This is a genomic window from Candidatus Paceibacterota bacterium (genome assembly GCA_030583745.1).
In the GTDB taxonomy this organism is placed as follows: Bacteria; Patescibacteriota; Minisyncoccia; order Phycocordibacterales; family BOKC01; genus BOKC01.
On record CP129473.1, the window covers coordinates 652,964 to 679,785 of the forward strand.

The following is a 26,822-nucleotide window of genomic DNA, read 5'->3' on the forward strand; positions in this document are numbered from 1 at the left end:
CGGATTCAAATTTCCTAGATAAAATGAATTATAAACAAGAATTGGACGAGCTCGTAAAAATTGTTTTGGCCGAAGGCGGGTCCGATTTGCATTTAGGCGAGGGTAGGAAGCCGACAATTAGAGTCAACGGCTCACTTATCCCAATTTCTAACAAAGAATCCATCAACCGTGAGTATATATACGGCATGATTGACGAGCTTTTGACCACTGAAAACAAAAAAAGGTTTTTGGCCTTGAAAAATGTTGATTTCGCTTATAGTCATGTCAACAAAGAGAGATTTAGAGGTAACTCATATTTTCAACAAGGTCTTATAGCCATTTCTCTAAGATATATTCCGGAAAAAATCAGAACTTTTGAGGAGCTAAATTTGCCTCCGATTTTGGAGAATTTTACTGAAAAGAAGCAAGGTTTTTTCTTGGTTGTCGGACCGGTTGGTCAAGGTAAGAGCACGACATTGGCGGCCATGATTGAATTGATAAACCAAAGGCGTGCCGAGCACATAATCACTATCGAAGACCCGATTGAGTATGTTTTCAAGGAAAACAAATCAATAATCGACCAGCGGGAAATCAGGACTGATAGTCCAGATTTTTACAGTGCTTTGAAAAATGTTTTCAGGCAGGATGTTAATGTAGTGATGGTCGGCGAAATGCGCGAGACCGAGACGATTGCAACGGCCGTTACCGCCGCCGAAACTGGACATTACATTCTTTCAACTCTACACACAAATGACGCGGCGCAAACTGTTGAGAGAGTAATTGATGCTTTTCCGGCTGCCCAACAAAACCAAATTCGTCTTCAGCTCGCTGGCAGTTTAACCGGAATATTTTCACAAAGATTGGTGCCGACAATTGCCGGTGGTTTGGTGCCAGCTTATGAGCTTTTGATAAATAATACCGCCGTCTCAAACGTCATTAGAGAAAACAGAGTTTATGAAATTTCGACCATTATTGAAACCGGCTTAGGCGAAGGTATGATAAGTCTAAACCGCTCGCTTGTTGAATTGGTCCGGTCTGGACAGATTACCGCTGAAAATGCTTTTAGGTATTCAAACGACGTGAAGAGTCTGGAAAAACTCCTGTAATAGTTTTGTAGTTTGTAGTTGTTAGTTTATAGTTTGATATTAATAGACAGATGGGCAGAGGATATAAAGATTTAATTGTTTGGCAGAAGGCAAAAAATTTTTGTGTAAAAATATACAGAGTGACTGAGGAGTTTCCTAAATCAGAAACTTTTGGATTAGTAAGTCAATTAAGAAGGTCGTGTGTATCTATCCCGTCAAATATAGCAGAGGGCTCCAAAAGAAACAGTAAAAAAGACCAAAATCAATTTTACTCTATTGCCTACGGTTCGGGAGCCGAGGTTGAAACCCAGTTGGATATTTCAAAAGAATTATTTCCAACATTAAAAGATAAAATTACCGCTATTGAAAATGAGCTGACTGAGATTATGAAGATGTTAAATAAGTTAAGAAGTTATAAACTATAGTCTATCAACCATAAACTAAAAACTATAAACTGATATGTTATTCAAATACCACGCCATAGATAATAGTGGAGCTGAAAAAGAGGGAATAATTGATGCTTTGAACAAAGATGTGGCTATCAGCTCTTTGCAAAACAGAGGTCTTGTAGTTTCGTCTGTTGAGCTTCTTGAGAAACCATCAATCTTAAGAAAAATTCCGTTTCTAAATAGGGTTGCTTCAAAAGATATTGTGATCGTGACCCGTCAGATGGCGACCTTGTTTGAGGCGCAAGTTTCAGCTTTAAGAGTTTTTCGTCTGCTGTCTTCGGAAACTGATCACCCGGTCTTGAAGAGGTCTTTGGGTCAAGTCGCTGATGATTTGCAGGAAGGAAGTTCAATTTCCGCCGCCTTGGAAAAGCATCCGCATATTTTTTCAGACTTCTATGTCAGCATGGTCAAAGTCGGTGAAGAGTCCGGAAGATTGAGTCAGGTTTTTGTTTACCTCGCTGATTATTTGGACCGGACTTATGCCGTAACAACCAAAGCCAAGCACGCCCTAATTTATCCGACTTTTGTTATTATCGCTTTTATAGGCGTGATGGTTCTTTTGTTTACTGTGGTTATTCCGAGAATTACCCCGATTTTGCTTGAGACAGGAGTTGATTTGCCGGTTTACACTAAAGCTGTTTTGTGGATGAGCTCTTTTCTTTTGAACTACGGAATTTATCTTTTGGTGGCACTTATTATCATGACTTTTGTCTTTTTTAAATATTTCCGGACACAAAGCGGGCGTTTGACCTTGGATAATTTAAAACTTAGCGTGCCCTATGTCAGCAATTTGTACCAGAAACTTTATTTGACCAGAATTGCCGACAATATGAATACTATGACTTCAAGCGGTGTTTCGATGATTCAAGCCATTGAATCAACTGCCGAAGTTGTTGACAATGAGATTTTCAAAGAGATTCTGCAGGACGCCGCTCTGAAAGTGAAAGCCGGCAAGTCGCTTTCTTCGGCTTTGGCCGAATATCGTGAAGTGCCGAGCATTATGACCCAGATGATAAAAGTTGGCGAAGAGACCGGCGAGCTTGCGCATATTTTGGATACTTTGGCGAAATTTTACCAACGTGAAGTTATCACCGCGGTTGACACCTTGACCGATATGATCCAGCCGGCAATCATTGTCGTCTTGGGTCTTGGTGTCGGTTTTCTTCTCGCCGCTGTGCTTATGCCAATCTACAACATCGCCGGTGCATTTTAAGTAGGGTATAGGGTCTAGGGTATATAGCCAATAGGGAAAATGCAATCTTACAAAAATCTGATTGTTTGGCAAAAAAATTTCGAACTTGTTAAATCTGTCTATAACCTGACCAAACAATTTCCAAGAGAGGAATTATACGGACTGGTTTCACAGATGCGCCGGTCGGCAGTTTCCATTCCGTCTAACCTTGCAGAAGGTTATAGTAGGAAATCAAGACAAGAATATATTCAGTTTGTAAGAATTGCTTTTGGTTCTGGGGCGGAATTAGAAACTCAACTTTTATTAGTTATAGACCTGAAACTGGCTAACCAAAACGAAACCGAAAAAGTGTATAATCAATTAGTGGAGGTAATGAAAATGCTGAACAAATTAATTTCTTCCCTAACCCCTAAACCCTAGTGGCTAGTCGCTATACCCTAGTCTCTAAACCCTATCTCACTTATCCACACCCTCTTTGTAGTACCTTACCTCTTTGTTATAATTAAATTCGTCGTAAAGACAAATATTATTGGGATTTTGGTCGAATCAAGCCCAATTTTAAAAAAATTATTAGTAGAGTTAAAAGTTAAGAATTGTTCGCGCGAGCAATTTTAAAGTCTTAACAAGACTTAATAAAAATAAATTATGAACATTTTCAGAAAAAGTCAAAAAGGTTTTACCTTAATTGAACTTTTGGTTGTTATCGCTATTATCGGTATCTTGTCTTCAGTTGTATTGGCTTCGCTTAATACTGCTAGAACAAAAGCAGCTATTTCAGCATATCAAGCTGAACTAAGAGGCGCTGTTCCATCACTTCTTGTTGATTGTGATGGCGCTGCTTCAGGTGCGAATGCTACAGTTGCGGCTACTGAGAGACATGCTGCAATCACAGTCACTTGTGATGGACTCGGCGGATTTGCTGATGTACAAGTTCCACCAATTCCGGCTACATTAGCAGAATGTGGAACGGTCACTGATGAGGGTGTAACCTTTACAGGTGCAGTTTGCGCATAAGCTTTCATTCTAAATGAGACCTACAGCAAGGAATTTGCTTGATAATTCCTTGATAAGAAAAACCCCCGCAAAACGGGGGTTTTTCTTTAAACTTCTAAAGTTTCCCACAACATCCTTACCTTATCAAGGAATTTCCTTGATAGAATAAAGGTATATGGGAATAAGAAACATAACTTTTTCCGAGGGTGAATTTTATCACGTATTCAACCGAGGTGTAGATAAAAGGGTTATTTTTATTGATAATGGCGATCGCGAACGTTTTGTCCGCCTTTTGTACGCGACAAACAGTACTATGGAAGCGCATATCAGCAATTATCAAGGAATTTCCTTGATAGAAATCCCGCGAGGGGAGACTATTGTAGACATTGGCGCGTGGTGCATTATGCCTAACCATTTTCATCTTCTGTTGAGGGAAAAAATTGAAAAAGGGATAAGTATTTTTATGAAAAAGCTATTAACGGGATATTCAATGTATTTTAATACTAAATATCAAAGGAAGGGTAAACTTTTTGAAGGGAAGTTTTCAGCAAAACATTTAAATACTGATAATTATTTAAAATACCAATACGCTTATATCCATTTGAACCCAATCGGCATTATTGAAAATGGTTGGAAACAAAAAAAGATTAATGACAAAGAAGGAGCCAAAAAATTTCTTTCTTCTTACGATTATTCAAGTTATTTAGACTATGCAAAATCAGACGACAGAGTAGAATCAGCCATTTTAGAAAAACCGGCATTTCCGGAATACTTTCAAACTTTCACTGAATTTAATTCAATGATTGATGAATGGATAAATTTTGAAGAATTATAATTTTTGCTTTTTTTGGTTTATAATTATTCTCATAATGCATAGAAAAAATAAAGGCTTCACCTTGATAGAGCTCTTGGTGGTAATTTCTATTATTGGTGTTTTGGCTTCTATCGTTCTGGTCTCTCTTCAAAGCGCCAGGGAAAGAGCGCGACTAGCTGATGTTCAGAGTTCTTTAAGGTCAATTGTTCCTGCGGTAGTTTTATGCGTTGATTCTAATTCAGACCTTACTTGCGGACAATCGGGCCAGACCTTTCCTTGCACAGGTCAAGATGGCGGGGGGGACCAACCTTCAGCCGGCGTGCCAATATGTGGCAATCTAAGCGCTACAGATGTTGCCTGGCCCAATTTACCAGCTGGCTGGAGTTATGGAAACAACGCAAGGACTAACCAAATAGAATCGACTTTTGAATATTCCGCAACTGGTAATGGTAATACCGTAACCTGCACTGAAACTGGCTGCCAAACAGAAAATTAAATGACCATCTTTTTTTCTATTTCAATTTTTATTCTAGGAACTTTAGTCGGTAGTTTTTTGAATGTGGTGACTCTGCGCTATGGCACGGATAGAGGTGTTGTTCGCAAGCGTTCTTCTTGCCCGTCGTGTAAAAAGGTCTTAGGTCCTGCCGAGCTCGTTCCAATCCTAAGTTTTATTTTGCAAAAGGGCAGATGCCGAAAGTGTAAGGCCAAAATTTCTTGGCAGTATCCGCTGGTGGAATTTTTGACCGGCCTTGTTTTTCTCCTAGTTTTTTTAAAAGTTATCCTTTATCAAGGAAATTCCTTGATATCAAGGAATTTCCTTGATATGGGGACTATTGGAGAATTGTTTTTCTACTGGACAATCTTTTCTGTTCTAATTGCCATTTCAGTTTACGATTTCCATCATAAAATTATTCCGGATGAATTTGTTTTCACCTTTATCGCGCTTTCTTTTCTTGTCGGTTTTCTGGAATTTTTGAATTCCGGATTTTTAGCTTGGCTTTTGGCCGGACCCTTGATTGTCGCACCATTTTTTCTAATTTGGCTTTTTTCCGGCGGGCGTTGGATGGGCTTTGGCGATGTTAAGCTCGCGCTTGGTATCGGCTGGTTTCTCGGAATTGTCGGGGGAATTTACGCGATCCTTTGGTCTTTTTGGATTGGAGGAGCAGTGGCGATTGTTCTTTTACTTTCAAAAAATTTTCTATCAACATTACCGTCCAAAGGCGCGTTGTTTTCAGAGCTTAAAGGGCTTACAATTAAGAGTGAAATCCCATTCGGTCCGTTTCTGGTCTTGGGCACGATGATTTATTTTTTTGCGGAACATGACTTTTTGGGGCTCGACATGTTTTTCAGACTAATTTTCTAGCCCCAACCTTTGTCTTATGAAGAAAAATCAGAATCTTGAATCCGGCATCACACTGATTGAACTATTAGTCTCGATTTTTATTATTATCCTTATAACCTCTGTTGTTGTCTTTAACCATCGCGCCTTTACCGACAAACTGGAAATTACCAATCTGGCTTTTGATATTGCTCTCACTATCAGGGAAGCGCAGGTTTCGGGCATTGCCGTAGAGCAGGCGCCTGATGTCGGGGGATTTGAAAACGCTTTCGGAGTCTCTTTTTTCATAAGGACACAGCCGAGCGAGGGCGGAGATGTTAATAATGATAAAATTTTTATAAGATTCATAGATTTTGATTCGGAAGGTGATACTGATTTTTTAATGTATAACGGCACTTACGATTGCACCGATTCAGAATGTTTGGAAAAAGTTGAAATAGGTCGTGGAAATAAAATAAGTCATATTTGCTACAGGAACGGAGGGGCTTTGAAGTGCGGTAGTCCGATAAGAAGTGAGCCGAGAGGGGTTGATATCGCCTTTTTAAGACCCAAGCCGGACGCTTCCATAAAATTCAGAGATGCGGGAGGGGAATATCTTTCAAGCGATGAAGGGGTATCTCTTGATAATTTGGAAGCGGTAATTTGTCTTGAGTCGCCCTTGGGTAGAAAAAAGAGCGTTCATGTTTTACCGACTGGTCAGATTTCGGTTCGAGACGGTGAAGGATGTCTTACACCTGGTGGCGGGCCGGGCGGAGGTGCTCCAGGAGGAGGTGGTCCAGGAGGAGGTGCTCCAGGAGGAGGTGGTCCACCCGGCTAATAACTTGATATTCAAATTTTCTTAAATTTATAGCAAATTATGTTAGTTAAAAAACACAAGAACAAAAAAGATAGAGGTCTAATTCTCTTGGAGTTGGTTGTGGCTTTGGGAATTTTCTTGGCGGTTATGACGATTGGTATGGGAGCAGTCTTGGAGATGTATGGGCTAAATAAAAAAAGTCAGTCGTTGAAACTCGTTATGACCAATTTAAATTTTGCAGTTGAAAGTATGGCGCGGGAAATTGTGGTGGGAACGGATTATAGATGTGACGACTCTGGCACCGAACCCTTTGATTGTCCGATGGGCGGGGAGGGCGGAAAAGCGATCACTTTTTGTTCAAGTGAAAATCAGAAGGTTTTTTACAGGTTTTCAGAAGATTTAAAGTCTATCCAGCGGTATGTGGAAAAAGATGAGGATGAAGATACGTGTGATGAACATAGTCCAGACGGAGACAAGTTCCAGGATATTACCGCGCCGGAAGTTGAGATAGAGAAATTACATTTTTTTGTTGAGGGGACCGGGACCGGGACTGGAGATTGCGAAAAGCAACCAAGGGTTGTGATTTTGATAGAGGGAGTTGCTGGGGTTCGTGAAGAAGAAAAGTCGGAATTTTCAATACAGACCACGGTGTCCCAAAGAGTGCCTAAAATAAACGCATCATGTACTTATTAAATAAAAAAATCAAAAAATCTAAGAGCGGGTTTTCTCTGGTGGAGACATTAGTTGCGATTTTTATTTTGGCGATGGCGATTGCGGCGGCGATGACTGTTGCCAATAGCAGTTTGCAGGCCAGCTTTTACGCACGAGACAGAATCGCCGCTTTCTTTTTGGCACAAGAAGCCATAGAACTTATAAAAAATAAAAGGGATGTGAATGGATTGTCTGGTAACCGATGGCTTGGCGGTATTGCCAATTGGGATTCATATGGCGGTTGGTGTGGAGAGAATAGTGATTGCGGGATTGATATCGATGGAAATAATTTAGAACAATGTCTAATTCAAGGATGTGAGTTGTGTAAAGACGAAAGTGGTTTATTGTTACATCGGGGAAACAATGCTTCCACCCCTTGCGATGGATTAGAACGCACCGGGATTTTTAGGACCATAAATATGAAAAAAATAAACGCAAACGAGGCAAAAATAACTGTAAAAGTGTCTTGGACACGGGGGCTTGGCACAAAAGAGCTTGTAGTCTCGGAGCACATTCTTAACTGGCATCCGTTTAGCGATATTGAAGAATAAATATGAAATCTGACAAAAAACAAAAAGGAATTTCTCTTTTCATTGCGGTTCTGGTGGCTTCTGTAGCAGCGCTTTTTAGTTTTGCGATTTCAAATATTGCTTTGCGGGAAGTTATTTTGGCGCAGACTGGCAGGGACTCGCAGTTGTCTTTTTATGCCGCAAATTCCGGCATTGAATGTGCCCTTTTTTGGGATTTGAAAAAAGGTTCATTTGAACCTGGGAAAATCAGCCAGATAAATTGCAATAATCAGACCAAGACTGTAGATATGAGACTAAGTACGGATGATGGAACTACTTATGTCTTTAACTTACCCATAAACAATGCGATTTCTTTGGGAGATTCCTCAAACGACTCTTGTTTTGTTTTTACTATGACGAAAAAAATAAATTTTGACGACGGCAATGAAGGTGAAATTGAAAGTATTGATACCACCCTTGTTTCCCGTGGTTATAATACTTGCGATTTTAACAGCGCGCGGGTTTTGGAAAGAGCGATACGGGTAACGTATTAGTGAGTAGAGAGGAGGTAAGCGGTAGTGTAAAATAGCTCTATGCCCAAAGCCCCAAAAGAAGTCATAGAGCGTCTAGAGAAACTTAAAAAAACGATAGAGCGCCATCGTTATCTTTATCACGTTTTAGATAAGGAAGAGATTTCACCATCGGCGCTGGATTCTTTGAAACATGAGCTTTCCGAAATTGAAAGCCAATATCCGCAACTTATTACTCCAGACTCGCCGTCGCAAAGGGTAGCCGGAGCGCCCCTAAAAGGTTTCAAAAAAGTTGTTCACAAAGTCCCACAATGGTCTTTCAATGATGCTTTTTCAGAAGAGGAAATTTACGAATTTGATAAAAGAGTTAAAAGATTTTTAAAGGATTCACTAGGAGGAGAACATAATCCGACTTACACCGCGGAACTTAAGATTGACGGTCTCAAAGTCGTTTTAGATTATGAGAAAGGAGTTTTAAAAACTGCAGCGACGCGTGGCGACGGTAAAGTTGGTGAAGATGTTACGCACAACATTCGGACAATTCAATCGGTGCCGATCAAACTTGAGAAGGAAATTGATGTTTTGGTTGAGGGCGAAGTTTGGATGAGTAAGACTGGATTAAAAAAACTCAATCGTGAGAGGGAAGTTAGAAAATTGCCTCTTTTTGCCAATCCGAGAAACGCGGCCGCCGGTTCAATCCGCCAGCTTGACCCGAAAGTTGCCGCGAAGCGAGAGCTAGATACATATATTTATGATTTAGCACTTGCCAGCATCAGTATTCCCGATACTCAATTTGAAGAATTAAAACTTTTAGAAAAATTAGGTTTTAAAATCAATAAAAATTTTAAACTCTGCAAGAACATTGATGAAGTCATAGCGTTTTGGAGAGAGTGGCACTTGCCTTCTGGTAGGCATGGAAACAAGTCTGAAAAAGAAAATTATCTTGTGGATGGCGTGGTGGTGAAGGTAAACGAGAAAAGATTTCAGGAAGCGATTGGCTACACCGGCAAAGCCCCACGTTTTGCTATCGCTTTGAAATTTCCAGCCGAGCAGGTAACGACCACGGTTGAGGATATCGTTCTTCAAATAGGCCGAACTGGGGTTTTGACTCCGGTTGCTCATTTGCGTCCGGTGTCCGTTGCCGGTTCCGTGGTCTCGCGTGCGACACTTCATAATGAAGATGAAATCAAGCGACTTGATGTTAGGGTGGGCGACACGGTAATTCTCCAAAAAGCCGGCGATGTCATTCCGGATATTATTGAAGTGGTAAAAGAAATGCGAACCGGCAAAGAAATTCCCTTTGTCTGGCCGAAGCGTGTTGCCGAATGTGGTGGCGACGGTTCAATTGAAAGAATTCCCGGACAAGCGGCTTGGCGATGCGTTGCTAAAAACTCTTTTGCCCAACAAAGAAGAAAGTTTTATTATTTTGTTTCTAAAAAGTGCTTTGATATTGACCACTTAGGTCCGAAAGTTGTTGACCAGCTTCTCGATGCCAATCTTATCGCTCATTATGCCGATATTTTTACTCTCAAAAAAGGCGACCTTTTAAGTTTGGAAAGATTTGCCGAAAAGTCGGCCGATAATCTTTTGGAGTCAATTGAAAAAGGAAAGAGAATCACCCTAGCTAAATTTTTGGCCGCCCTTTCAATTCCTTTGGTTGGTGAAGAGATGGCACTTGATTTGGCCCGGAGGTTTAAAACAGTTGAAAAATTAAGGAGCGCGACTTTTGAGGAGCTCGATACTATTGAAGGAATAGGCCCGAAGGTCGCCGAATCGGTAGTCTCTTGGTTCAAAGACAAAGATAATCAAAAGACAATTGAAGACCTTTTGAAAGTAGTTGAAATTGAAAATGAAACTCCACTGGACGGGAAAGAGAAAAAGAGCAAAATTTTCGGCAAAAGTTTTGTTTTGACCGGTTCTCTTGAATCGGTGTCTCGCGAAGAAGCCAAAGAAAAAATCCGAGCACTTGGTGGCAGTGTCTCAAGCTCTGTCTCAAGTAAAACTGATTTTGTGGTAGCCGGCACGGACCCGGGTTCAAAACTTGAAAAAGCCCGAAAACTTAATGTCAAAATTGTTGAAGAAAAAGAATTTTTGGATATGTTAAAATAGCTTAACTATGGCGGAAATAAGCACAGAAGACTTAAATAAGCTGGCTGAACTAGCCAGATTGAGATTTGACTCGGCTGAACTAGAGTCTTTTTCAAAAGATATCGACTCAATTTTGTCTTATGTAAAACAGGTACAAGAGGTAGCAATCGGAGAGATTTCTAACCGGCCGGCCGGAGTTTACGCACTCTTGGAAAACCAAATGAGGCGGGACGAAAACCCTCATCCGGCCGGAGAATTTACGGAAAAGATTCTCGGTCAAGCACCACAAAGAGAGGGAAATTACTTTAAGGTTAAGAAAATACTTTAGCAAATTGCTCTAATTAAACTAATTTTTAATTTCTAAACAATGACCAATTATTATTTTGAAATTCTAAACTCTAAGTTCTAATCAAACTTAAAACTCAAAGATTAAAACTCTAAAATGAAATTTGGAACTTTGATCTTAGAACTTAAAACTTGATTAGAGTTTAGAACTTAGAGTTTAAAATGTTGTAGAATAATTAGGCCAATTCTTTTGAAGAAGTGTTACTAAAAACTATGTCAATCGATCTAAAATCATTAACCATACGCAATACTCACGACCATCTCAAGGCGGGTGATTTTTCTGTTATGGAATTGGTCGAATCATGCGTCAAAAACATTGAAAAAGAAAATCCGGAATTAAATGCCTTCCTGGAAATTTTTGACGATTGGAAAAACCAAACTGAAGAAGCGCAGGAGTTTTTTCGTTCCGGCCAAGCCGATTTTTTAACCGGCATACCAATTGCCGTAAAAGATAACATCTTGATAGAAGGTAAAATCTGTTCGGCTGGTTCAAAGATTTTAGAAAATTATCGCGCGGTTTATGATTCCACCGTTGCTTCAAAATTAAAGAAAAGAAAAAGTATTTTGCTCGGTCGGACAAACATGGATGAGTTTGCTATGGGTTCGTCAACGGAAAACTCGGCTTACGGCCTGTCTAGGAATCCTCTCGATAAAGAGAGAGTGCCGGGTGGTTCAAGTGGCGGCTCGGCGGTGGCGGTTGCTATGGGTGGCTCGCTTGGCGCTTTGGGCTCTGAAACTGCCGGCTCTGTTCGCCAGCCAGCAAGTTTTTGCGGACTTGTCGGTCTTAAGCCGACATACGGGAGTGTATCAAGGTATGGGCTTATCGCTCTTGGTTCTTCTCTTGACCAAATCGGACCTTTTGCAAAAACCGTCGGAGACATTGAAATATTGTTTGATGCTATAAAAGGCCACGATCCGCTTGACGCAACAACTGCTAAAGTTTTGGGAAGTGATAGTTTGCCTAAAGACTTGGTGATTGGTGTGCCAAGGGATATTTTGTCCCAGCCCGGGATAGATAAAGAAGTTTTGAAAAATTTTGAAGATTCAATCGCGCGGCTTTCTAAGCTCGGATTTCATATAAAAGACATTTCTTTACCTCACACTTCATATTCTTTGGCTGTTTATTACATAATCATGCCGGCTGAAGTTTCTTCCAATCTGGCGCGGTTTGATGGAGTTAAATACGGCTTGAGAAAAGAAGGAGAAAATCTGCTTGATGAGTATGTAAAAACCAGAACAAGCGGTTTTGGAAAAGAACCGCGTCGCAGAATTATTTTGGGAACATACGTTTTGTCTACCGGATATTACGACGCCTTTTATAACAAAGCTAATTTGGTGCGCAATCTTATCATCGATGATTTTGAAAAGGTCTTTGCCGACGGCGTTCATTTGGTCGCTACGCCGACAACTCCAACTGAAGCGTTTAAGATTGGAGAGAAAGCGAACAACCCTCTTTCAATGTATATGTCTGATCTGTTGACCGCGCCGGCAAATATCGCTGGTTTGCCAGCAATTTCTTTGCCAAGCGGTTTTACCGAAAAAAACAAAATGCCGCTCGGATTGCAGTTTATCGCACCAAATTTTAGAGAGGACATGCTATTTGAAGCTGGTAAGCGTTTTTTGGGAGAGAATGATTGATTGTTATAAGAGCTTGGGTGATAATTTAAAAGAAATTTTTAATTTTTGATTGATTAAAACAATGGCCGATTACAAACCAAAGACACCAAGTTCCTCAAGTTCTGACCCGATTGAGATTTTGCTCATTCTTGGTTTTCTAACTCTTATTGGAGGTTTTTTACTTGAGAGAATCATCTCTTTTTCAAGAGCAGAGGGTCCATTTTTGGAGGTCGCATACTCTTATTTCATCAATGTTTTTTATGTGATAATGCCACTTTCTTTTGTAATTTCATCTGTTTTCTTGTTTGGGATAATTTATAGTTTACGGAAACTTAGTCGATTGAATAGGGAGCTCAAGCTTAAATTTCATTCTCAAAAATCTGATTTTGGTTCGAGCGAAACCGTCTTTAAAAAGGCAGAAGAAAGATGGGGAAAGATTTTAGAGCATTTGGAGTCTTTTAATATGAGTGATTGGAAAATGGCGATTCTTGAAGCAGACATAATGCTTGAGGAAATGGTTGACAAGATGGGTTATCCTGGCGTAGGTTTAGGCGAAAAATTGAAAAATATTGAGCGGAGCGATTTTAATACTTTGGACAAGGCGTGGGAAGCGCATAAAATAAGAAATACCATAGCGCACGAAGGGACCAGCTTTTATATTACGCAAAGCGAGGCCAGAAGAGTCATCGGGCTTTTTGAAGAAGTATTCAAAGAGTTTAAATATATTTAAATTCACAAAAACCCGCTTAAGCGGGTTTTTGTGAACCTTGTTGCGGGGGCCCGAATTGCACGGACGTCTCCAGGTTATGAGCCTGACGAGATACTACTTCTCCACCCCGCGAGAATTTGTTTGTTAATTATACAGAAATTTTTTAAAAATGCAACGCTTATTGAATTATTTCTCTTAAAATGTTATTTTCTTGTAACAATTGTCGGGGTAGCTCAGTTGGTTAGAGCGCGGGACTCATAAGCCCGAGGTCGTGGGTTCGACCCCCACCCCCGACACACGACACAGAAAATTTTTTTTGTTAGAATCACTGTGTTAGTTTTGCGGGTGTAGCTCAATTTGGTTAGAGCACTCCCCTGTCACGGGAGAGGTTGCGGGTTCAAGTCCCGTCGCTCGCGCATTTCGGGATTAAAGGCGGCAAATTCGTCTTTTTTCGTAAGTTGAAGATCTAGCCAATTATAAGCTATCTTTGTCGCTGATTTGTCTGTGTTAAAATTTAGTTATGTCTTTTGAATCTCCAATTTCAAGAAAAGAGCCAATCAGGAAAGTTAATATTGAGGGGGGTGTGAGTAAGGAAGAGCACGATCTTGTGGTTGGCATTTGCATTACTCGCTTGGCAAAAAACAAAGAAGGAGAAGGAGAGGAGGTGACGGAATATCTCTTGGTGCAAAGAGATCCACCTGATGGTCCATGGTATTTTCCTGGCGGAAAAGTGCATCAAGGAGAAACTATGAAAGACGCGCTTAAAAGAGAGCTTGAAGAAGAGGTGGGTTTAAAGTATGAGGAAGATTACTCCGGACCATTTAGAGATTTAACTTCAGGTTCTTACAATATAGAAGGCAAAAATTTTGCGATTGTTAATGTTTCTATTCCCCGAGATTCCATTAAAAAAGAACCGAAATTACAAAGCGATGACAAAGTCCAAAAAATGATCTGGACCAAAGACCCTTTAAGTCTAGATTTAATACCGCAGACGAGAGAAATTTTAGAGGCAAAGATGAAGGGGGAAACAAATTTACCAAAAAGTAAGATGAAGAATGTGAAAAACTAATTATACATATTTTCAATTCTAGAGTTTTCGTATATAACAAATTTACAAATATAGTCCCTCGGGACTCTGCCCTCAACAATTCGGGCAGGCGGCGGGGCAACTTATTTTCGCTCGGGCGGATCAGCAGGAGGAGGTGAGGGGGAGGAATGCCGAGCCGCCCACCAAATGGTTGGTCAAAAACCGAGAGGTCTAATTCTGGAGCCGACCCGGGGACTTGAACCCCGCACCTACGGTTTACGATACCGTTGCTCTACCAGATGAGCTAGGTCGGCAGTGTTTCTACTATAAACTAAAAACTACCGACCACAAACCATTTCGGAGTCCCTATTGTACTCCGCTCGAACCTATTTTAGCAAAAATACCGAATGACCTGCCACGCGCCGCGCGCGTGGCGATGCGATACCAAATCGTACGCATTGGAGTTCGTGATGACTCTCAAACGCCGCCCAGCGCCTCCGCATCCGCTCCGGCGCTCCGCCCTCGCCCCGTTTCCGCTCTCATACTTTTCTTTTTTCGCGGGGGGATTTTTCAAAAATTGAATGGGCGGAAAACGGGGCTCGGTCGGCCTTCACCTAGGAAGGTGAAGGTGGGACGGCTTCCCATGCGGTGCCTCGTGACTTATTCCTGTTTATATTGGCGTTCATGGTTAAAGGGATGGCACCCTCGGCATCCGCCTCGGGCTATTTCCGCTAGGGCTACGAGCGCCTAAATGCCTATGTGCGCTGCTTTTCCTCGCACTCCCGCTCTGCGGAGCGGGCGCTCGGGCAGCGCCTCTGTTTGGGGGAGAAAACGATTTTCTCCCCCAGCTTCAGGCTCCTCCTCGCAGTGGTTCACCAGAGTCTTCAGTGCTTAATTGTGTTTGTCTTTTGCACGCGCTTTGTGGCTTCGTTTAACGTGCCTTCGGAGTCCGCCTTCGCACAACCCCCTCTTTTAGTTTTCATCCTTTCGTTTAGAGTGTCGCTTCCGCTACTAAACTTCTGTGACTTCGGTGTTCGTCGGCGCTCGTCCTTTAGCCCTGGACGCTCCTAGTGGAAATAGCCCGAGGCGCTGCCTTATGTGCTTGCCTGGCCGTGTTCACGGCTCCCACCCGTGCGCGCACAAACCCCGCCCGCTGACGCGGGCGGGGTTGCCTTATACTTTTTAAGTTAAATCTCTTCTACTATCGGGACGCCTAAAATAGAAAGTCCGTTTTTTATTACTATTCCAACAGATTTTGTTAGTGCAAGCTTGTAATTTTCTCTCGGAGAACCGTCAAGGATCGGTTCTTTGGCATACCATGAATTAAAAGCAGAGCATATTTCTAGCAAGTATTGAGCAATGCCATGCACAGATAAATCTGATCTGGCCATCTTAATGACGTCTGGTAAAAACAGAAGGAGCCACAGGAGCCTTTTTTCATCTTTCTGGTCATTGAAAATAAATTTGGAAAAATCATGGGTATCTTTCGCCACTTCTTTTTTGCGTAAAATTGACTGAGTTCGAACGTATGTATACAAAATATAGATTCCAGAGTCACCTGATGTCTCTATTGATTTCTCGGTATCAAATGTAATGTCCTGTGTTCGATCCGGCTTAAGTAGAGCAAACTTTACTGAAGCAATTGCCAGACGTTCGGAAAGTTCTTCCATTATTTCTGAATCCACCTTACCTTCATTAAGAAAACGTTGATGGATCTTTTCTTTGACCTGATCAATCACATCATCAATAAGCACAACCGTGCCTTCTCTTGAAGACATTTTCTTAAACCCACCTGATTCTCCCTTCAGACCGACATACCCATAAGGAATATGTGTGAAATCATGAATGTCCCCGATACCCAACTGTTCACACACTGCAAAAAGCTGCTTCATGGCCAGAGATTGTTCTGGACCAATTACCCATACCAATTTATCGGCGCCATAACGGTTCTTTTTAAGAACAGTGAGAGCAATGTCCTGAGTGATATATAGAGATGTTCCGTCTCTCTTTAGTAATATCGTGTCTGAGATGTTATAAGCGGATAAATCGGTCAATATCGCACCATCCTCTAATTGCTTAAAAATACCTTCCTTGAGACCGCGTTCAACATACTCTTTACCAGATTGATAATGCTCATGTTCATGCCATATAACATCCCAGTGATTTTCTAACCGTGAAAGCGTTCTATTCATTCCTTCATATGCGTAGTTAAGAACATGAGACCAGAGATTCCATATTTGCTCATTATGATTTTCCCATTCGACAACAAAGTTACGGACTTTATTCTCCACTTCAGAAGATTGTTTGAAATCGCTCTCTCCCAACACATAGCATTTGGTGACGAATAAATCAGGCTTTATCCCAATTTCTGACGGAGCAAGCCATTCATCCTTATGAGAAATCCAGTAAGTAACATCGATTGGTAAATCATCTTTCTTTCTCATATGCGCAAGAAATCCCCACATTAATTTTGCGATAGCTATACCGCGATTGTTATCCACCGCATCAGACACAACAGATGCTCCGTTCCATTTCAATAACCGAACAAGTCCCATGCCGACCAAATTATTACGCAAGTGACCCAAATGCATTGCTTTGTTTGGGTTTGGGGATGTGTGTTCAACCACCCACTTTTCTCCAGATAAGTCAGTATTACTTCCAAAGCCTGATCCTTGATTTAAAATATCCTTAAGAAGACTGCTAAAAAAATCTTCGGAAAAAGTTATATTAATAAACCCTGGTTTTATTACTTCAATCGTTTTAACATCTTTTATTTTTCTTGATAAAAGATGTCCGGCTATCTTATTCGCTAAAGCAAACGGGCTGATCTTTGCATTTTTTGAATATTTAAGAGCAATATTGCACGTAACATCTCCCATTTCTTGACTCGGTGTCCTATCCAAACTCACCGCCGAAGTACTGATTTCAAAATCAGTAATACATTTTGCTATTTCAGATCGAATTGTTGCTAATGTCTTCGAATACATATTTGTGTTAATTAACCCATCTTAACAGAAAAATAGCTAATAATAAATGGAATAATCTGGTTTTATCAAGTATTATTAAAATAATGAAAACCCACAATTTTCTTATCGCTACAACAAGACCAGAACTGATCGTTCGACAAGTCAATGCCTTTATAAAAGTGAGAAATGGAAGGCAGATAAATTTTTATATATTTGATGATAGTTATGACAAGAAAGAATACTTTTTAAGAGAAATTTCTAAGCTACCTAAGGACGAGGCGTGGGTGAAAGTCTTTTATTTTAGCCTTGACCAACAGAAGGCAATGCTTCTGGACACTGCACGCAAATACTCCTTAAAACTTCATGTATCAGGAGAAGAAATACTGAAGTGTTTTGAGGAGAAAAATGAATTGCGGGGTATTAGAAGTATTCAAAACAAATCTATCCTGATCTTCTATTTAAAAAACAATCAAAACAACAGTATTATCCATAAAATTGATGACGATATTCTACCATACGAAGCTGACAGACGAAATGGTCGCGTAGAAATAATTCCTAAATACGACTTCTTTCAACATAAGGAAAATGTCATAGGTCATGACAAAAAAGTAATCTGCGGAAGTAACTATACTATTGATTCACCGAGTCCATTGGTGCACTATGCGGATTTTGCAGAGTTTGTATATAAGTTTCTTACTATAGCTAAAACAAAAACGGAATCCGAATTGGTTGGAGAAAATACAGTCACCATCTCACCTTCTCAGGCGGAAGAGGTATTAGATATCCACAACATTGTTAAGCTATTACCAATAGGCAAAAATCATACTTTTGGAAGCGCTCTCAGGGAACTTGAAAATCATATAAATTTTTTTAATAAAGGAATCTCAAGAGTTGTTATAAATGATAATCGTCTACAGGAAAAAGGGACTAATAAATTCTTTCCGGGTGGTTGCGTTTCTTTTCTCTACAATAATGTCCCTACACTCACACCACTCTTCGGGAATCAAGACCTTCTATGGGAACTTTTTGAGGCGCTTGATGGAAAAACAATTTTCACCGATGGTTGTATTGGGCACGTAAAATCAGAATCAAATCGATCATCTATACTTGAAGATTTAAAAGACTCTTCTTACAAGCACCAAACATCTGTAACCTATGCGGTGTTCAGCCATTTAGTTAGTAAAAATAGAGACGGTTCTCTGCATGATTTTGAAAAGAATTTTGTACATTTAATGAATAAGTGGTTAGAGGAAGCACGAGATTACACAAAAGATATACTACGTATATTAAACCATGAAGATGGTCTTTGGTTTCGTTCCGTTCAATACAGAAATGTTCTAAATAACTTAAAAGTTATTCTGAATGAATTTGAAAAATCTTATGAAGAAATAAAATCAAATTTCTCTTATTCAAATATAGATGCTGATCGAATCGTTACAGATTATTTTCAAAAGAAGGGCATTTTCGATAAGTTGTTAAAACAAATCATCTCCGAACATGTTTAGCATCATCATACCAGTACATAACTCATTAAAAATTCTCTCAGAGAATCTGAAAAATATTTGCTCCCAGATTGAGGCGTCTGATGAGATTATTGTAGTTGACGATAAGAGTGATAATGCGATTGAAATCAAAGAATTGGCCTATAGCTATAATGCAAAATATTATTACATCAATCCACATTCAACATATAATCGATGTCTGGCAATAAATACGGGAGTTAAAAATGCCAGTAATAAATGGATCGTGGAATTAGATCAGGATAAAATACCAAATAGTAACGATTATTTTAAAGCTATACGCGAGGAAATATCAAAGAATGATGACTATAAAATCGTCAGGTTTGGACACACCACAAACCACTTTCCAATCGAAATCAAATTGAAATACATAGATAAAAACAATAAGGCGACCTTCAATGCAATAGTAGGAGGCAATACTTGCTATTCCAAGCAACTTTTTAATGAAGTTGGTGGATACGACACTAAATTTGATGGCAACAAAGGATTCCAAGATTTCGATCTTTTCTATCGTTTTCAAAAACATGGCGCCAAACTATGTTATATAAAATCAATGCTCGCAGATCATGTGGATTCTCACCAAAAAACAAACCAGATGTACAAGAAAAATATGTCTAGATTTTTTAATAAACATGGGTTTTATCCAGAGGTCGACTGAATGAAATAAACTATGAAGCGTAAATCACTACTTATCCTCGCACCGCCTGTGCCGCCACACCACATAGGGGGCGATGGAAAATTTGCGCTTGATATCGCTACTGAATTAAGCAGGAGGGGTCAGAAAGTCACTATCTTAACCCCGTTTTATAATGGCAGTTTTATAGATGAGCGACCTAACGATTTTTTAAGAATAATCAGAGTCCCGATCAGTGATCCGCTCAGTAAAGACCCATGGGACGTGCCTATTTGGGATCCAGAATTTACAATAGGAAGAGACAAGGTTCTTTTGGAGCATATAAGAAACCTTAATCTAATAAATAAAGATGTGTGGGTTCATGAGATAGGCGGGTCTATTTACAATCGGTTACTACTTACTTTAAAAAACCAGGAAGAACTGTTTTACAGTTGTCACATACAGATTGTCTTAGAAAATTACGATAAACTCATACCAAATAACAGGGATTTGAAAAAGCTTACTCTTGAGTCGCAACGATTGCTTATTAAAAATGCTTCGATGGTGTTCTTTTTATCAAAATTTGATTTCATACCATTTCAATACGATGTTAAAGACTACCGAATAGTTCCTAATGGAGTTGAGCTATCCAAATTTGTTTTTAAAAAGCAAGTTGAAAGAGATGCGTGGTATCGCATCTTTATCGGAGGAAGGTTGCATGACAAAATGAAAGGAGCGACAGAAATGTTCCCGATCCTTAATATGATTTTAGAAAAAGAAAAAATGGTTGAATTGCATGTCTGTGCTCCCGATAAAACGTACTTCGAGCACTTCAGCGCTGAAGCAATGAAGCATGTTCATTACCATGGATGGATTTCAGTCCAAAAAACTCAAGAGATTATAGGACGCTGTGATTTAAGCCTCGTACCATCTCTTTATGAGCCGTTTGGATTACTTGCCCTTGAGTCTCTAGCAAACGGCATACCAGTACTTGGTACAAAGACCGGAGGATTATCGGAGATGATAATACCAAATACCAATGGGGACTTTATAGATACGCAATATCCAAATAAAGTGAAAACTATACTCGAGTATTACATATCACGCAAAAATAATTTACAACAACGAGATATTCAAGACAGTATCAGGAGGACGGTCGAAAAATATGATATCAAAAATATTGCTAATCTCTATATTAATAATCTCGGAGAATTTCAAGCGTCTGAATGTTAGACATCTGCTACAAACTTCTTACGGAATCTATTTCTTAGCTTTATTAGCGATGGAAACAAAAATTCAGGACGCACAATGGCACGTTTTACATACATCCAGAGACTTTCCATGCGGCCAAAATGCCTTATTAAAACTTTATGTTCTTCAGTTTTTCTAGTTCCTTGTTCTCTAATTTCCGCTAAAGAATTTTGGTGTATTCGATATCCAGCAGTGACTTCTGGTATATAGCCTATCTTTGTGTTAACAATTTTTGCATATTCAAACGAAGAAAGCGCGATGTCCACATCCTCAGCGCACCCAATATTAGGATCAAATGGTCCATCAAAACCATAACGTCTTTTAACCCACAAGGTTAATCCTTCCAAAAAGTCTTTCCTCCAACACATGGTCGGATATGGCATCTTGCCAAAAATCCAAAAATTCTTGTATGCCCTTTGAGGGTTAAGAGCTTTCCAAACAAGGCGACCAGGGATATCATTATCGAAAAAAATAAAAGCATCAGAATAGCCAAAAGAAAATTGATTTTTCTCCATAAAAGATAATCTCAAACCGAGATTGGTAACGAGATCATCAGAATCAGTGAATGAAATATATTTATGGTTGGAAATATCAATACCTGCTATATTTTTATGCTTGAGGCATAACTCTATTGCATAGTTTCTTGCATTTGTCGAACTTAGTGGTTCTGCATGAGACTTTTCTCTTCTGATCACTCTTCGCGTTGGATGGTCGGCATATTTTTTGCTTAATACCGAGTACATATCATCAGTGCTTCCATCGTCGACGATTAAATGGAAAAGATTGTCGAGATTTTGCGAATCAACTGATTGTATTGTTTGTTCAAGATATTGGCGTCTATTTAGAAACCTCTGATCTCCAGACCGAGAATAATATGTGGTAATTAGAATCATAAAGAATTGATAATTTTCTCAAGCAACTTTTCTAGATATTCAAGGTGCCCAGAAAAATCAGAGTCAGATGTGTGAGGATTTCCTATTGTAACCCCCAGAACACGCAATTTTTGCTTACTAGGAATAATTTTCTCCGTGACATCGATAATGTCAAAAGTGTGTATGCACATGTAGCCCTCCGTATACGTCAGATTGTGAAGTGATTGGTTGATTTGGTTTATTAATGAAGAGTCGAAAGTGATGTCTGGATAGTGTGATTGAAGTTTTTCTGGTGAAATAGAGAAAACTACACTATTTAGCTCAACATTATTAAGAGCGATGAAGTACTTCGATTCATTCATTGTTATAGACCACTTTTTTGCTAGGCTGAAGCGGTAATCCACCAACTCTCCCACACCATCAACACCAAGATGCTTCATGAAGAACCATAATTTTAAACTATCGAATGGTCTGCTCCCTAAAAATGGTGTTATCTGCCCCAAATCAAATGAACCCTTTTGAATAGTAATATCTGTGGATTTACTAATCAGCTGAAGGTCGGCTAGATCTCTAAAGAGTATTGCGCTTGAGGAATATGGTATACCCAACCCCTTGTGTGGATCGATACTGATTGAATCAGCCATTTCAATTCCTTGCATTTTCGCCTTTAAATTTTTTGAAAACAAGGCCACACCGCCATGACACGCATCGACATGTAGCCATACACTATGTTTTCTTGTAATCAGTGCTATTTTCTCAAAATTTTCGATGGTAGTTGTTCTCGAATCACCAGCTTGTGCTACCACCGCAACTACTTTTGATGTTTTACTATTGTTGTATGTAACGAGCTTTGTTTCCAAATCATCATAATCAAGACGGTAATCATTAAGCATATTTATCTTCACAATATTCTCTTCCCCCAAACCGAGCCACCAGAATGCGGCTATATGAGAATAATGATAAATGGTATCGCCGGTAATGAGTAAGATCGGCTTTATATTTGATTCTGTTAAACCTTGCTTTCGTGATTCTGGAAAAACCTTACAACGAGCAACTAAAAGTCCGATGGTATTTGCAAGAGTACCACCAGTAACCATCACTCCTCCCACATCCAAAGCATTTCCAGGGATTTCTTTTGGATTCGCAAAACCAATAAGCTGGCGAAGCCAGTGAATAACCTGCACTTCGACAAAAGTCCCGGTTGGTGCGCTCTTAGCAGTTGCTATAAGATTCTGATTTGTAAAACACTCTAAAATACTTGCCGCCAATGCGGATGTGGCATTTCCAGAATCAGGAAAAGCTAAATAATTTGGAGATGATTGTCTTATTGAACCATCAAGTATTTTTGTTTGATATTCTGATATAACTTGCTCCAAAGCCTGACCTTTCTCAGGGATATTCTCTAACAGATTTGCTTGAACTTTTTGTTCCGGATAAAAATTTAAAACTTTATGGTGATTATTGGTAATAAAATCAACACCGATATCTAAGCACTTTCTAAAAACCTTTTCCCCATATTCCTTGCCAATATCGCCAAGAAACTTACTCTTTAAATCAAACTCAGATTTATCTGTTAATCTATTTAATGAGTTGATAGCATTGGATCTTCGCACGGTATATTTGTTTTCTGAAATAAGCACTAAGCCCTGCTGTTCGAGTTTCGATAGTATCAGCGGTAGATGCCTATCCAGATATTGTCTCGTGTAATTTGTATTGCAGAAACCCAAATATTCTTTGCCCTCATCTAATAATCGGGTTATTATTTCTTGCTGATCAAAAGTATCTTTGCTACCGGATAACAACAGTAACAGTATGATAGATTGAAGACATCTGGTTTTTAATTCCTCAAAACTTGCCGGGTCGCCTATAATCAACTGACTGGGACCAGCGCAAGCACTCAACCATTGTCTATACTCGTTGAATGTTGTCCACTCATTCGCGGCAAGAGGTAAAATCTCTACATGTTTTTGATCGTAAGTAAATCCGTATCCAGCTATTGCTTTTTCCAACTCAGAACGAGTAATAAACTCACCCGGGTAATGTTCATCAGGAATAAGTGCATAATCAACGTGAAACTGGATAAAGAATTCCTTAAACTCGTCAACCTTAGATTGAATTAAACTTCCGTCTTTGAAGATAAGTAATAAATCAATATCACTCGCTGGTTTGTTCTCAAGGCGAGCTCGGGAACCAAAAATAACTGCATATTCAACCTCAGTCGGAAACTGTTCCATTATCTTATTCGAAAGAGTATGGATTAATTCGTCTTGATTTTCTATGTTGAACATCATAGTATTTATTTATGCAATTCACTATTTAACTTCTCGACGAGAAACCCATGTAGATGGCCGTTACTTAAAATAGCTCCTTTTATTGGACAATCATAACGTTGATCTTCACCAAATAAGTCCGTTACCTTACCACCAGCCTCTTCAATAATAATCTTTAGTGGAGCAATATCGTACAAAGTATCCCACCAAAATATCACCGCATCCGCTTTCCCCATAGCCAGATAAGAGCAGTGTTCTGAAAAAGAATAGAAATCAAGATAATACTTCGCGTCTTTTATAATATCTTTAATGAATGCACTGGGGGCATATAGTGCATTTTTATCATACAGACCAAAAATCTTTGCATCGCTAATGGATCTAGTATCTGATATAAATATTTGATCGCATTTTTGATAGTTAGTGATTTTAGTCTTAAACGCACCACCACCCTTAAACGCAAAAAGTATTCGGTTTAAAATAGGATTTGCAACCACACCAAGCACTGGGGCGCCATCATCCAGTAGGCCTACTGATATTGTCCAGTTCGCTGAACCCATTACGAATGCGTCTGTTCCATCTATCGGATCAATAACCCATTGGAAATTAGAATTTTTCTTGAGAGAGATTTCTTCTCCCAAAACACCTTCTCCGGGATATTTTATGCTTATTTCGCTAATAAATTTTTTATTTAGGAAAACATCCAATTCTGTCACTAATGAGCCATCATTCTTTGAGTGATTATCATTATTACCATTATTAAAATGCTCCAGAGCCTTGTTTGCATTTGACGAAATAAACTTGAGCAGAAAATCAAGTCTATTATTTAGTTCCATGGAATGTAATCTAGCGTAAAATTACTTTATTTTCAAGAAATTTTAGGCCCGACCGAGCCCCGTTTTCCGCCCATTCAATTTTTGAAAAATCCCCCCGCGAAAAAAGAAAAGTATGAGAGCGGAAACGGGGCGAGGGCGGAGCGCCGGAGCGGATGCGGAGGCGCTGGGCGGCGTTTGAGAGTCATCACGAACTCCAATGCGTACGATTTGGTATCGCATCGCCACGCGCGCGGCGCGTGGCAGGTCATTCGGTATTTTTGCTAAAATAGGTTCGAGCGGAGTACAATAGGGACTCAAGAATCAAACTCAACTGCTTTTTAGGGGCAGAAGTTTTGGCGGCGCGAAGCGCCGCATAAGGGGGGATGGGATTTCCGCGCGCTTCGCGCGCGTGAAGGAGGTTCAGAAAATTCTGATCCGAAAATTTTGGAGGGAGGATCAAAAGGCAGCTCTGCAAGTTTATGTGTGTTTACCCCACCCGCCCGTGCGCACACACCAATCATCGCCGTTTTTGCGGAGACATTATAAAACGGCGATGATTGCTCCCATGGAAAGTGCTATACTTTAAGTGCAATCAATCCGACAGGTCGTCTTTCCTAATGGCCGTCCCAGACAGTTCAAGGCGACTTGGATTGATTGCACCGGGGCGGCCATTTAAGTTTATGAAATATTTTCTATACGCTAGAAAATCTACTGATGTCGAGGACAAGCAAGTGCTTTCTATTGAAGCACAGCTTTCAGAGTTGAGAATTATTGCCAGAAATCAGGAGTTGGAAATTTTAGAAGAGTTTATTGAAAAACGAAGTGCAAAATCTCCAGGCCGCCCCACGTTCGGCGACATGATGGCGCGGATTCAAAAGGGCGAAGCGAATGGCATTATTTGTTGGAAGGTAGACCGCCTCGCGAGAAATCCCGTGGATGGCGGACAAGTGCAGTGGCTTTTGCAGCAAGGTGTCATTCGCCACATTCAAACACACGACCGCTCGCACTATCCGAACGACAATGTGTTGATGATGTCCGTCGAGCTCGGGATGGCGAACGAGTACATACGCCAACTCTCCGCAAACACAGCACGGGGATTGCGGCAAAAAGCGAGGCAAGGAATTTATCCCGGACTCGCCCCTATCGGTTACATAAATGATCCGCGCACCAAAACCATCCGCGTTCACAAGAAAAATGCCGCGCTGGTGCGCGAAATGTTTGAAAAGTACGCAAGCGGAAGCGCAACGCTCGACGGCCTCGCGACTTTTCTTGAAAACGCAGGCGTAATATCAAAAGGAAATCGTCGCGTCCATATCTCGCGCATCTCGTTCATTTTGCAAAATCCATTTTATTACGGACACTTCCGCTACGCGGGCGAAGTGTACGAGGGAAATCACATGTCTCTCATTTCAAAAGCACTGTACGACAAGGCGAACGCAGTGCTTCGCGGACGTGGCCGGACACTCGCCGTCAAAACCGATCCTGCGCCATACTGCGGACTCCTGCGTTGCGGCTTCTGCGGCATGGCAATCACGGCCGAGATGAAAGAGAAGCATCAGAAGAACGGGAATGTTCATCGCTACACATATTACCGATGTACACGCAAGAACAAGGCCGTGAGATGCAAAGAAGCGCCGATGCGAAGCGAGCTTTTGGACTCGCAACTTTCGGCGCTTCTTTCCGAATACACCATGTCGCAGGAGTGGGTATCTCCACTTTCGGAGATGCTGAATACAGAAGCCGCTAACGCTTCCAAAACGGCGGCGGAGGCCGTTCAAGAACTGCGAGACAAGTGCGAAAACATTTCTCGGCAAATAACGCGCTTGACGGACTTGTATGTTGCCGAGGACATCGAGCGCGAAGATTACTTGTCTCGCAGGCGTTCTCTTATGTCGGAACGCCGGACGATAGAAGAAAATATCGTCCGTCTTGAACGAGCCCCCGCTTTATGGGTTGAACCTGTCCGAAATTGGATAACGGACGCTTCAACACTGGACAAAATCGCGCAAGCGGAAGACCTCCTTTTGAAAAAATCATCCCTCCAAAAAATTTTCGGATTGAACCTCTCAATTCACGCGCGCGAAGCGCGCGGAAATCCCATCCCCCCTTATGCGGCGCTTCGCGCCGCCAAAACTTCTGCCCCTAAAAAGCAGTTGAGTTTGATTCTTGAGCCAACGGTCGGAATTGAACCGACGACCTCGCCCTTCGCTTTTACCCCTGTTTCCTAGAAGCTTATCAGGGGGCTAGACTGTATCTTAGACTTATTCGTAATTGTGAACTTAGTCTCCCTTGTCAGTCGTTCGGGCCTCCCAATTAAATTAACTGAGATGCCACG

25 protein-coding genes and 4 tRNA genes are annotated in these 26,822 nt (G+C 40.5%); 23 read left to right on the forward strand and 6 right to left on the reverse strand.

Features of this window, described 5'->3' with window-relative positions:
- Positions 1–23: 23 nt before the first annotated feature.
- The 16 genes from QY304_03560 to QY304_03635 all read left to right on the forward strand — a co-directional run bounded on the left by QY304_03560 (position 24) and on the right by QY304_03635 (position 13,177).
- Positions 24–1,085: a PilT/PilU family type 4a pilus ATPase gene (locus tag QY304_03560; GenBank protein ID WKZ26441.1), complete on the forward strand. Its 1,062-nt coding sequence runs from the start codon at positions 24–26 to the stop codon at positions 1,083–1,085.
- A 50-nt stretch (positions 1,086–1,135) separates the two neighbouring features.
- Positions 1,136–1,489 (forward strand): four helix bundle protein, encoded by a 354-nt coding sequence (locus QY304_03565; protein WKZ26442.1) that lies wholly within the window; start codon positions 1,136–1,138, stop codon positions 1,487–1,489.
- Positions 1,490–1,523: 34 nt separating this feature from the next.
- Entirely contained in the window at positions 1,524–2,726 is a 1,203-nt protein-coding gene (locus QY304_03570) for a type II secretion system F family protein (protein WKZ26443.1), read from the forward strand.
- A gap of 39 nt (positions 2,727–2,765) precedes the next feature.
- The gene (locus QY304_03575) at positions 2,766–3,125 is read left to right on the forward strand and encodes a four helix bundle protein (protein WKZ26444.1); all 360 of its coding nucleotides are present in this window, start codon (positions 2,766–2,768) and stop codon (positions 3,123–3,125) included.
- Between the two features lie 225 nt (positions 3,126–3,350).
- The gene (locus QY304_03580) at positions 3,351–3,719 is read left to right on the forward strand and encodes a type II secretion system protein (GenBank protein WKZ26445.1); all 369 of its coding nucleotides are present in this window, start codon (positions 3,351–3,353) and stop codon (positions 3,717–3,719) included.
- Between the two features lie 154 nt (positions 3,720–3,873).
- Entirely contained in the window at positions 3,874–4,533 is a 660-nt protein-coding gene (locus QY304_03585) for a transposase (protein ID WKZ26446.1), read from the forward strand.
- Positions 4,534–4,567: 34 nt separating this feature from the next.
- Positions 4,568–5,008 carry a type II secretion system protein gene (locus tag QY304_03590; GenBank protein ID WKZ26447.1) on the forward strand — a complete coding sequence of 147 codons (441 nt, stop codon included), beginning with the start codon at positions 4,568–4,570 and terminating at the stop codon, positions 5,006–5,008.
- Positions 5,009–5,875 carry a prepilin peptidase gene (locus tag QY304_03595; protein ID WKZ26448.1) on the forward strand — a complete coding sequence of 289 codons (867 nt, stop codon included), beginning with the start codon at positions 5,009–5,011 and terminating at the stop codon, positions 5,873–5,875.
- A 16-nt stretch (positions 5,876–5,891) separates the two neighbouring features.
- Positions 5,892–6,668 carry a type II secretion system protein gene (locus QY304_03600; GenBank protein WKZ26449.1) on the forward strand — a complete coding sequence of 259 codons (777 nt, stop codon included), beginning with the start codon at positions 5,892–5,894 and terminating at the stop codon, positions 6,666–6,668.
- A 39-nt stretch (positions 6,669–6,707) separates the two neighbouring features.
- Positions 6,708–7,340: a type II secretion system protein gene (locus QY304_03605; protein ID WKZ26450.1), complete on the forward strand. Its 633-nt coding sequence runs from the start codon at positions 6,708–6,710 to the stop codon at positions 7,338–7,340.
- Positions 7,328–7,909, forward strand: coding sequence for a prepilin-type N-terminal cleavage/methylation domain-containing protein (locus QY304_03610; protein ID WKZ26451.1), 582 nt, complete (start codon positions 7,328–7,330; stop codon positions 7,907–7,909). The genes QY304_03605 and QY304_03610 overlap by 13 nt, the downstream gene beginning before the upstream one ends.
- Before the next feature lie 2 nt (positions 7,910–7,911).
- Entirely contained in the window at positions 7,912–8,421 is a 510-nt protein-coding gene (locus QY304_03615; protein ID WKZ26452.1) for a hypothetical protein, read from the forward strand.
- 39 nt (positions 8,422–8,460) lie between these two features.
- Positions 8,461–10,506, forward strand: coding sequence for an NAD-dependent DNA ligase LigA (gene ligA, locus QY304_03620; protein ID WKZ26453.1), 2,046 nt, complete (start codon positions 8,461–8,463; stop codon positions 10,504–10,506).
- A gap of 7 nt (positions 10,507–10,513) precedes the next feature.
- Positions 10,514–10,813, forward strand: a complete 300-nt coding sequence (gene gatC, locus QY304_03625; GenBank protein ID WKZ26454.1) for an Asp-tRNA(Asn)/Glu-tRNA(Gln) amidotransferase subunit GatC — start codon at positions 10,514–10,516, stop codon at positions 10,811–10,813.
- A gap of 230 nt (positions 10,814–11,043) precedes the next feature.
- Positions 11,044–12,468, forward strand: coding sequence for an Asp-tRNA(Asn)/Glu-tRNA(Gln) amidotransferase subunit GatA (gene gatA, locus QY304_03630; protein WKZ26455.1), 1,425 nt, complete (start codon positions 11,044–11,046; stop codon positions 12,466–12,468).
- A 61-nt stretch (positions 12,469–12,529) separates the two neighbouring features.
- Positions 12,530–13,177, forward strand: a complete 648-nt coding sequence (locus tag QY304_03635; protein WKZ26456.1) for a hypothetical protein — start codon at positions 12,530–12,532, stop codon at positions 13,175–13,177.
- 40 nt (positions 13,178–13,217) lie between these two features.
- Here the strand turns inward: QY304_03635 and QY304_03640 are convergent.
- Positions 13,218–13,288: transfer RNA gene (locus QY304_03640), tRNA-Met, on the reverse strand.
- A 90-nt stretch (positions 13,289–13,378) separates the two neighbouring features.
- On the opposite strand from QY304_03640, the gene QY304_03645 reads away from it, so the two are divergent.
- The 3 genes from QY304_03645 to QY304_03655 all read left to right on the forward strand — a co-directional run bounded on the left by QY304_03645 (position 13,379) and on the right by QY304_03655 (position 14,225).
- A tRNA-Met gene (locus tag QY304_03645) sits at positions 13,379–13,452 on the forward strand.
- A 45-nt stretch (positions 13,453–13,497) separates the two neighbouring features.
- Positions 13,498–13,572: transfer RNA gene (locus QY304_03650), tRNA-Asp, on the forward strand.
- 104 nt (positions 13,573–13,676) lie between these two features.
- Complete coding sequence (locus QY304_03655) at positions 13,677–14,225, forward strand: NUDIX domain-containing protein (protein WKZ26457.1); 549 nt, start codon at positions 13,677–13,679, stop codon at positions 14,223–14,225.
- Positions 14,226–14,421: 196 nt separating this feature from the next.
- On the opposite strand, the gene QY304_03660 is transcribed toward QY304_03655, so the two are convergent.
- Together QY304_03660 and argS are read right to left on the reverse strand one after the other, a co-directional pair.
- Positions 14,422–14,497 (reverse strand) — tRNA-Thr (locus tag QY304_03660).
- Between the two features lie 873 nt (positions 14,498–15,370).
- A complete protein-coding gene (gene argS / locus QY304_03665; protein WKZ26458.1) occupies positions 15,371–17,170 on the reverse strand; it encodes an arginine--tRNA ligase in 1,800 nt (599 codons plus the stop codon).
- Positions 17,171–17,253: 83 nt separating this feature from the next.
- Between argS and QY304_03670 the strand changes: the two genes are divergently transcribed.
- From QY304_03670 to QY304_03680, 3 genes are read left to right on the forward strand one after another with little or no spacing between them, the layout of a single operon-like run.
- Positions 17,254–18,654, forward strand: a complete 1,401-nt coding sequence (locus QY304_03670; protein WKZ26459.1) for a hypothetical protein — start codon at positions 17,254–17,256, stop codon at positions 18,652–18,654.
- Positions 18,647–19,327, forward strand: a complete 681-nt coding sequence (locus QY304_03675; GenBank protein ID WKZ26460.1) for a glycosyltransferase family A protein — start codon at positions 18,647–18,649, stop codon at positions 19,325–19,327. Before QY304_03670 ends, QY304_03675 begins: the two co-directional genes overlap by 8 nt.
- A 12-nt stretch (positions 19,328–19,339) precedes the next feature.
- Positions 19,340–20,515, forward strand: a complete 1,176-nt coding sequence (locus QY304_03680; GenBank protein WKZ26461.1) for a glycosyltransferase family 4 protein — start codon at positions 19,340–19,342, stop codon at positions 20,513–20,515.
- Here the strand turns inward: QY304_03680 and QY304_03685 are convergent.
- Genes QY304_03685 through QY304_03695 form a run of 3 tightly spaced genes read right to left on the reverse strand, consistent with a single transcriptional unit; the run spans position 20,512 to position 24,508 of the window.
- Positions 20,512–21,426: a glycosyltransferase gene (locus tag QY304_03685; protein WKZ26462.1), complete on the reverse strand. Its 915-nt coding sequence runs from the start codon at positions 21,424–21,426 to the stop codon at positions 20,512–20,514. The genes QY304_03680 and QY304_03685 overlap by 4 nt on opposite strands.
- Positions 21,423–23,696, reverse strand: coding sequence for an aminotransferase class I/II-fold pyridoxal phosphate-dependent enzyme (locus QY304_03690; GenBank protein ID WKZ26463.1), 2,274 nt, complete (start codon positions 23,694–23,696; stop codon positions 21,423–21,425). The genes QY304_03685 and QY304_03690 overlap by 4 nt, the downstream gene beginning before the upstream one ends.
- 5 nt (positions 23,697–23,701) lie before the next feature.
- Positions 23,702–24,508, reverse strand: a complete 807-nt coding sequence (locus tag QY304_03695) for an inositol monophosphatase (GenBank protein ID WKZ26464.1) — start codon at positions 24,506–24,508, stop codon at positions 23,702–23,704.
- Positions 24,509–25,167: 659 nt separating this feature from the next.
- On the opposite strand from QY304_03695, the gene QY304_03700 reads away from it, so the two are divergent.
- Positions 25,168–26,715 (forward strand): recombinase family protein, encoded by a 1,548-nt coding sequence (locus tag QY304_03700; GenBank protein WKZ26465.1) that lies wholly within the window; start codon positions 25,168–25,170, stop codon positions 26,713–26,715.
- Positions 26,716–26,822: the final 107 nt, after the last annotated feature.

Excerpts from the sequence above, each read along its gene's own strand:
- QY304_03560 (WKZ26441.1), top strand. The coding sequence starts at position 24 with ATGAATTATAAACAAGAATTGGACGAGCTCGTAAAAATTGTTTTGGCC.
- QY304_03685 (WKZ26462.1), bottom strand. The coding sequence starts at position 21,426 with ATGATTCTAATTACCACATATTATTCTCGGTCTGGAGATCAGAGGTTT.
- QY304_03700 (WKZ26465.1), top strand. The coding sequence starts at position 25,168 with ATGAAATATTTTCTATACGCTAGAAAATCTACTGATGTCGAGGACAAG.
- argS (WKZ26458.1), bottom strand. The coding sequence starts at position 17,170 with ATGTATTCGAAGACATTAGCAACAATTCGATCTGAAATAGCAAAATGT.
- QY304_03695 (WKZ26464.1), bottom strand. The coding sequence starts at position 24,508 with ATGGAACTAAATAATAGACTTGATTTTCTGCTCAAGTTTATTTCGTCA.
- QY304_03585 (WKZ26446.1), top strand. The coding sequence starts at position 3,874 with ATGGGAATAAGAAACATAACTTTTTCCGAGGGTGAATTTTATCACGTA.
- QY304_03690 (WKZ26463.1), bottom strand. The coding sequence starts at position 23,696 with ATGATGTTCAACATAGAAAATCAAGACGAATTAATCCATACTCTTTCG.
- QY304_03565 (WKZ26442.1), top strand. The coding sequence starts at position 1,136 with ATGGGCAGAGGATATAAAGATTTAATTGTTTGGCAGAAGGCAAAAAAT.
- QY304_03680 (WKZ26461.1), top strand. The coding sequence starts at position 19,340 with ATGAAGCGTAAATCACTACTTATCCTCGCACCGCCTGTGCCGCCACAC.
- ligA (WKZ26453.1), top strand. The coding sequence starts at position 8,461 with ATGCCCAAAGCCCCAAAAGAAGTCATAGAGCGTCTAGAGAAACTTAAA.
- QY304_03605 (WKZ26450.1), top strand. The coding sequence starts at position 6,708 with ATGTTAGTTAAAAAACACAAGAACAAAAAAGATAGAGGTCTAATTCTC.
- QY304_03610 (WKZ26451.1), top strand. The coding sequence starts at position 7,328 with ATGTACTTATTAAATAAAAAAATCAAAAAATCTAAGAGCGGGTTTTCT.
- QY304_03675 (WKZ26460.1), top strand. The coding sequence starts at position 18,647 with ATGTTTAGCATCATCATACCAGTACATAACTCATTAAAAATTCTCTCA.
- QY304_03655 (WKZ26457.1), top strand. The coding sequence starts at position 13,677 with ATGTCTTTTGAATCTCCAATTTCAAGAAAAGAGCCAATCAGGAAAGTT.
- QY304_03570 (WKZ26443.1), top strand. The coding sequence starts at position 1,524 with ATGTTATTCAAATACCACGCCATAGATAATAGTGGAGCTGAAAAAGAG.
- QY304_03575 (WKZ26444.1), top strand. The coding sequence starts at position 2,766 with ATGCAATCTTACAAAAATCTGATTGTTTGGCAAAAAAATTTCGAACTT.
- QY304_03670 (WKZ26459.1), top strand. The coding sequence starts at position 17,254 with ATGAAAACCCACAATTTTCTTATCGCTACAACAAGACCAGAACTGATC.
- QY304_03635 (WKZ26456.1), top strand. The coding sequence starts at position 12,530 with ATGGCCGATTACAAACCAAAGACACCAAGTTCCTCAAGTTCTGACCCG.
- gatC (WKZ26454.1), top strand. The coding sequence starts at position 10,514 with ATGGCGGAAATAAGCACAGAAGACTTAAATAAGCTGGCTGAACTAGCC.
- QY304_03590 (WKZ26447.1), top strand. The coding sequence starts at position 4,568 with ATGCATAGAAAAAATAAAGGCTTCACCTTGATAGAGCTCTTGGTGGTA.
- gatA (WKZ26455.1), top strand. The coding sequence starts at position 11,044 with ATGTCAATCGATCTAAAATCATTAACCATACGCAATACTCACGACCAT.
- QY304_03580 (WKZ26445.1), top strand. The coding sequence starts at position 3,351 with ATGAACATTTTCAGAAAAAGTCAAAAAGGTTTTACCTTAATTGAACTT.
- QY304_03600 (WKZ26449.1), top strand. The coding sequence starts at position 5,892 with ATGAAGAAAAATCAGAATCTTGAATCCGGCATCACACTGATTGAACTA.
- QY304_03595 (WKZ26448.1), top strand. The coding sequence starts at position 5,009 with ATGACCATCTTTTTTTCTATTTCAATTTTTATTCTAGGAACTTTAGTC.
- QY304_03615 (WKZ26452.1), top strand. The coding sequence starts at position 7,912 with ATGAAATCTGACAAAAAACAAAAAGGAATTTCTCTTTTCATTGCGGTT.